Consider the following 4999-nt stretch of genomic DNA (forward strand, 5'->3'; position numbering starts at 1 on the left):
GCACGCCCTCCACGAAGGCGGGAGCGTGGGGGATGGGGATGACGCGCTGGGGCGGGAGGATCTCCTCCACGCGCATGATGTCCAGCACGTACTCCTCGTTGCCCACGAAGAAGGCGCACAGCTGCACCTCCGGGTCGACGGTCGGAGCGTCGTCGGCCGTCACGCCGCGCGGACGGCGGGCCAGCAGGTTCACGGGGTCCGTCATGGGGCGAGCGCCTGCTCCGGATCCAACAGGATGTAGAGCTGCGAGCCCTTGCGGCCCAGTCCCGCCACGCAGTCGCGGTCTCCGCGCAGCCCCGCGGGCGACAGCTCCACCATGGACGGCTTGAGCCGCACCACGCCCGCCACCGAGTCCACCCACACGCCCGCGGGCCCGTCCTGCGTCTTGAGCACCAGGATGCGCGCGGCCTTGGGCGGCAGGCCCGCGTCCGGCCCCGCCACGAGCGGAGGCACCTCCGACAGCCGCAGCCGCAGCTTGACGTCGTAGACGGGCAAGAGCTCCCCGCGCAGGTTCATCACGCCCAGCAATTGCGGCTCCGCGCGCGGAATCTCCGTGAGCAGCGGCACCTTGCAGATCTCCCTCACGGTGAGGATGGGGACCGCGTAGCACTCCGTCTCCAGGCGGAAGGCCAGGTACTCGGTGGGCTCCTCCTCCAGGACGCGCGGGGCCAGCCCGTCGCTGCCCACGGCGAAGTCCAGCAGGCCGCTGACGTCCTCGTCCGGGCGGTAGAAGAACGCGTCGAGCAGGGCTTCGAAACGGGACACGGCCGGGAAGATAGCAGCCCCCCGGCACGGGTGCCTCAGGCGCGGCGCCGCTCCTGCGCGATGCCCTCTTCCAGGAGCTCCGCCACGTCCAGCACCAGCACCGTGCGCCGGTTGCCCAGGTCGGTGGCGCCGGAGATGCCCTTCACGCCGCTCAGCCTGCCGCCCAGGGGCTTGGTGACGATGTCCTGCTGGCCGAACAGCTCGTCCACGGCGATGCCCAGCCGCTGCTGCGCCAGGCCCACCACCACCACGAAGTGGCGGTTGACCTCGCGCTCCGGCAGGTGGAACAGCCTCCCCAGCCGCAGGAAGGGCAGCGTCTGTCCGCGCAAATCCAACACCTCGCGGCGCTCCACCGTGCGGATGTCGTGCGGCTGCACGGCCAATATCTCCAGCACGCTGTTGAGGGGCACCGCGTAGGTGCGGCCGCTCACGCCCACCACCAGCGCGCGCACGATGGCCAGCGTCACCGGCAGCGTCAGGTGGAAGGCCGTGCCCTTCCCGCGCTCGCTCCACACGTCGATGATGCCGGAGAGGTTGCCCAGGTTGTTCTTCACGACGTCCAGGCCCACGCCCCGGCCGGACAGCGCGCTGACGCTGGAGCGCGTGGAGAAGCCCGGCAGGAAGATGAGGTTGAGCAGCTCGCGCCGCGTCATCTCGCTCACCTGGGAAGACGTGACGAGCCCGCGCGACAGCGCCACCTCGCGCACCCGCGCCTCGTCGATGCCGGAGCCGTCGTCGCTCACGCTGATGAGGACGTGGTTGCCCTTCTGTTCGGCGCGCAGCCGCACCACCGCGCGCCGGGGCTTGCCCTCCGACAGCCGCGCCTCCGGCCCCTCCGCGCCATGGTCGATGGCGTTGCGGATGAGGTGCATCAGCGGGTCGCTCAGCTCCTCGACGATGAGCTTGTCCAGCTCCACCTCGCCGCCGGTGCTGACGAAGTCGATCTCCTTGCCCGCCTCGCGCGCGATCCTCCGCACCAGCCGCGCCAGCTTGTCGAACACCTGGCCCACCGGGACCATGCGCGCTTCGAGCAGCCCCTCCTGCAAGGCCTCCAGCTTGCGCTCCAACTGCCGCGTCTCCCGCGACAGCTCCTGGCCGAACAGCTTGGACAGCGCCACCGTCCCGTCCTGCCGGGACGCCTCCGCCAGTCGCTGGAGGTTGGCCTTGATGAGCAGCAACTCGCCCACCATGTTGATGAGCCCGTCCAGCCGGCCGATGTCCACGCGCACCGTCTGCGTGAGCGAGCGCAGCGACGTCTCCTCCGGCCGGGGACGCCCCGCGGGAAGCGGCGCCGACGCGGCGGACTGGAGCCCGAGCGCCGTGGACGGCGGGCCTCCCACCGCCCTCATGCGCGGGGGGCCTCCGTTCGCGGCCGTCGGCACGGCCACGAGCCCGGGAGCCCCGCTGGACGTTTCGGAAGGCGCGTCCCGGCCTGTCGCCCCGGTGTCCGCCGGAAGCAGCGGCTGGGAGGGGCCCGCTTCCAGGGCCAGGGGCCGGGCGCGCGTCCCCTTCTTCTTGCCACCGCGCTTCGTGCGGGGCGTGACGCCGGGGCCGGGGCCCACGGCCTCGGGAGGCGGGACGGAGGCGGCCTCGTCCGTCGCGGAGGGGTCCTCCCGGGAAGGATGCACGGTCAGCGGCGCCAGCTCCGCGGGCGTGCCCTGGAGCCCTGCCTCCAGCTCCGGCGCGGTCACCTTCGCGCCGAAGATGAGGTCGAAGGCGATGCCGGTGGCGCCGCCGGGCCGCGACGAGGGCAGCGTGCTGATGACCTCGCCCAGGGGCTTGAGGCGCGCGTTCAGGTCCGCGAGGCCCTGGTCGAAGTCGGTGAGGTCGAACGCGGCGCGCACCCGCCACAACGCCACCCCGCGCCGCACGTTCTCCCGCAGCCGGTGCTCCTCGTACTCGGTGAAGACGGCGCGCACCTGCGCGTCCAGCTCCAGCCGCTCCAGCGGATCCTCCTCCGCGGGCGGCGCGGGCGAGCCCATCCGCGCCAGCCGCTCCTCCATCGCGCGCGTGCGCCGGGTGAGGTCCTCGCCCTCCTCGCCCCGCGACGTCTCCCCCAGCAGGGACTGGAAGGTGTCCAGCGCGTCCACCAGCGCGTCCAGCACCTGGTCGTCCAGCGTCAGCCGTCCCAGCCGCAGCCGGTCCAGCAGGTCCTCCGCGGCGTGCGCGAGCTGGGTAATGCGCTCCTGGCCGAAGAGGCCCGACAGCCCCTTGAGCGAGTGCGCGGCGCGGAAGATGCCGTTGATGCGCTCCGGATCCGCCTCCTGGTCGCGGGCCTCGTCCAGCGCGAGCAGGTCCCGGCCCAGCGCATCGAGGATCTCCGTGGCCTCGGCGACGAACTCCGCCAGCGCCTTGCTTCCGTGCTGCGTCACAGCGGCTTGAGGAAGCGCCGCAGGAGCGCCTCCAAATCCTCCGGCTGGAACGGCTTGACCAGGTAGCCGGCCGCGCCCAGCGCCATCCCCCGCGAGCGGTCCTGCTCACGCCCCTCGGTGGTGACGATGATGAGCGGCACGTCCCGGTAGTTGGGGTTCTTCTTGACGAAGTTGATGAGCTCCAGCCCGTTGATGTCGGGCATGTTGATGTCGGTGATGATGAGGTCGAACCGCTGGCGGGGCAGCAGCTTCAGCGCTTCGAAGCCGCTGGCGGTGGTGACGGCCTCGACGCCGTCCACGGCCTCCACGGTCGCGGCGATGTGCTCGCGCGACACCTTGGAGTCCTCGACAATCAGCACCTTGAACTTCATCGCGTGCACGCCTCGGAAGCCGGATGCTAGCAGAACACCCGCGAGGGCGCCGAGTGCTACCCCTTGCGGGATGACAGCGACCCGACAAGCCCCTTGTCCGCGAGGAGGGACACCCGTGCCCCCTTGAACGCGGGCACGAACTGCCGCTGGTACGCCTCCGCCCGGGCCGCGTCACTCAGGCCAGGGCCCGCGGGGACCTCCAGGGCCACCGACTCCACCTTCGCCCGGCTCAGCACCTTCGCCGCGCCCGAGAGCGCCTCTCCCAGCGCGGCGGCGTCCAGGCGCTTTCGCGGCCCCAGCCCCACCACGAAGATGCGCGGCACGGACAGCTTCCCGTCCGACGGCAGCAGGAGCCAGTCGTCCTTCACCCCGGTGAAGAAGCCGCCCAGGAGGACGCGGGACAGGACGCCGCACAGCCGCCAGTCCACGTAGCCCGCCGAGGAAGGCAGGGGCCGGTCGTCCTCGGCGATGAAGAGGCACAGGGCGTCCACCCCGGCCAACGCGTCCAGGCCCTCCAGCCCCACGTCCAGGGTGGTCGTCTGGCTCACGGCTTCCCGAGCGCCACCGCGACGCGGTCCAGGAGGCCGTTGACGAACGCGCTCGACTCCTCCGTCCCGAAGTTCTTCCCCAGCTCCACCGCCTCGTTGATGGTCACCTTGCGAGGGATGTCCGGGCGGTACTTCAATTCGAAGATGCCCAGCCGCAGCACGTTCCGGTCGATGCGGGACATGCGGTCCAGGCGCCAGTTGTGGCTGTGGCGCTCGATGAGGGCGTCAATCTCCTCGCGGTGCGCCTGCACCCCGTCCACCAGCTCCTTGGCGAACTTCACCGCGTCTGGCTCCGGCTTGCCGTCCTCCGCCGAGGCGGCCCACGCCGAGTCCAGGGCCTCCCGGGCGGCGCCCTGGGCCATCTCCAGCTGGTAGAGCGCCTGCAGCGCCCGCTCCCGTGCCGTTCTGCGTGCGCCCATGCGGTCAGCCCTTCCGTTCCGCGGCGGTCATGCGCGCGTAGAGGTTGACCATCTCGATGCAGGCCACCGCGGCCTCCGCGCCCTTGTTGCCCGCCTTCACGCCCGCACGGTCGATGGCCTGCTCCACGGTATCGCACGTGAGCACGCCGAACGTCACCGCGGCGGGCTTCGGGCCCGACGCCGCACTGAACGCCACCGAACCAATGCCCTTGGCGCACTCGCCCGCCACGTAGTCGAAGTGGGGGGTGCCGCCGCGAATCACCGCGCCCAGGATGACGAGGCCCGCGTACTGCCCGCCCTCCGCCACGCGCCGGGTGAGGCCGGGCAGTTCGTAGGTGCCGGGGCAGCGGTACACGTCGATGGCGTCGTCCTTCACGCCGTGGCGGACCAGCGTGTCCACGGCGCCCTTCAGCAGCTCCTCCGTGATGAAGCTGTTGAACCGGGACACGCAGATGGCGAACCGGCCCTGGGGGGGGAGGAAATCCCCTTCGAAATAGCGAGGCATGGCGCGCTCCTTACACCAC

7 protein-coding genes are annotated in these 4999 nt (G+C 71.6%); all 7 read right to left on the reverse strand.

The genetic code is table 11. The annotated features are described in order from the left end of the window. Positions 1-205, reverse strand: a 205-nt coding sequence (locus tag D7V93_RS37685; protein ID WP_208723284.1) for a chemotaxis protein CheW, incomplete at its 3' end; no start/stop codon positions are given. Next, a complete protein-coding gene (locus tag D7V93_RS37690) occupies positions 202-765 on the reverse strand; it encodes a chemotaxis protein CheW (RefSeq protein ID WP_120647926.1) in 564 nt (187 codons plus the stop codon). The genes D7V93_RS37690 and D7V93_RS37685, both read right to left, overlap by 4 nt. Positions 766-800: 35 nt before the next feature. Beyond that, complete coding sequence (locus D7V93_RS37695) at positions 801-3137, reverse strand: chemotaxis protein CheA (protein ID WP_120647927.1); 2337 nt, start codon at positions 3135-3137, stop codon at positions 801-803. Beyond that, positions 3134-3508: a response regulator gene (locus D7V93_RS37700; RefSeq protein WP_120525327.1), complete on the reverse strand. Its 375-nt coding sequence runs from the start codon at positions 3506-3508 to the stop codon at positions 3134-3136. Before D7V93_RS37700 ends, D7V93_RS37695 begins: the two co-directional genes overlap by 4 nt. A gap of 56 nt (positions 3509-3564) precedes the next feature. Beyond that, a complete protein-coding gene (locus tag D7V93_RS37705) occupies positions 3565-4056 on the reverse strand; it encodes a M17 family peptidase N-terminal domain-containing protein (protein WP_120647928.1) in 492 nt (163 codons plus the stop codon). Further along, a complete protein-coding gene (gene nusB, locus D7V93_RS37710) occupies positions 4053-4475 on the reverse strand; it encodes a transcription antitermination factor NusB (protein WP_120615812.1) in 423 nt (140 codons plus the stop codon). Before nusB ends, D7V93_RS37705 begins: the two co-directional genes overlap by 4 nt. Positions 4476-4479: 4 nt before the next feature. After that, positions 4480-4980, reverse strand: coding sequence for a 6,7-dimethyl-8-ribityllumazine synthase (gene ribH / locus D7V93_RS37715; protein WP_120615811.1), 501 nt, complete (start codon positions 4978-4980; stop codon positions 4480-4482). Positions 4981-4999: the final 19 nt, after the last annotated feature.

The organism is Corallococcus llansteffanensis (assembly GCF_003612055.1).
Taxonomy (GTDB): Bacteria; Myxococcota; Myxococcia; order Myxococcales; family Myxococcaceae; genus Corallococcus; species Corallococcus llansteffanensis.

What these genes read in the sequence shown, in the direction of transcription:
- D7V93_RS37700 (WP_120525327.1), bottom strand. Translation starts at nt 3,508, where the DNA reads ATGAAGTTCAAGGTGCTGATTGTCGAGGACTCCAAGGTGTCGCGCGAG.
- nusB (WP_120615812.1), bottom strand. Translation starts at nt 4,475, where the DNA reads ATGGGCGCACGCAGAACGGCACGGGAGCGGGCGCTGCAGGCGCTCTAC.
- ribH (WP_120615811.1), bottom strand. Translation starts at nt 4,980, where the DNA reads ATGCCTCGCTATTTCGAAGGGGATTTCCTCCCCCCCCAGGGCCGGTTC.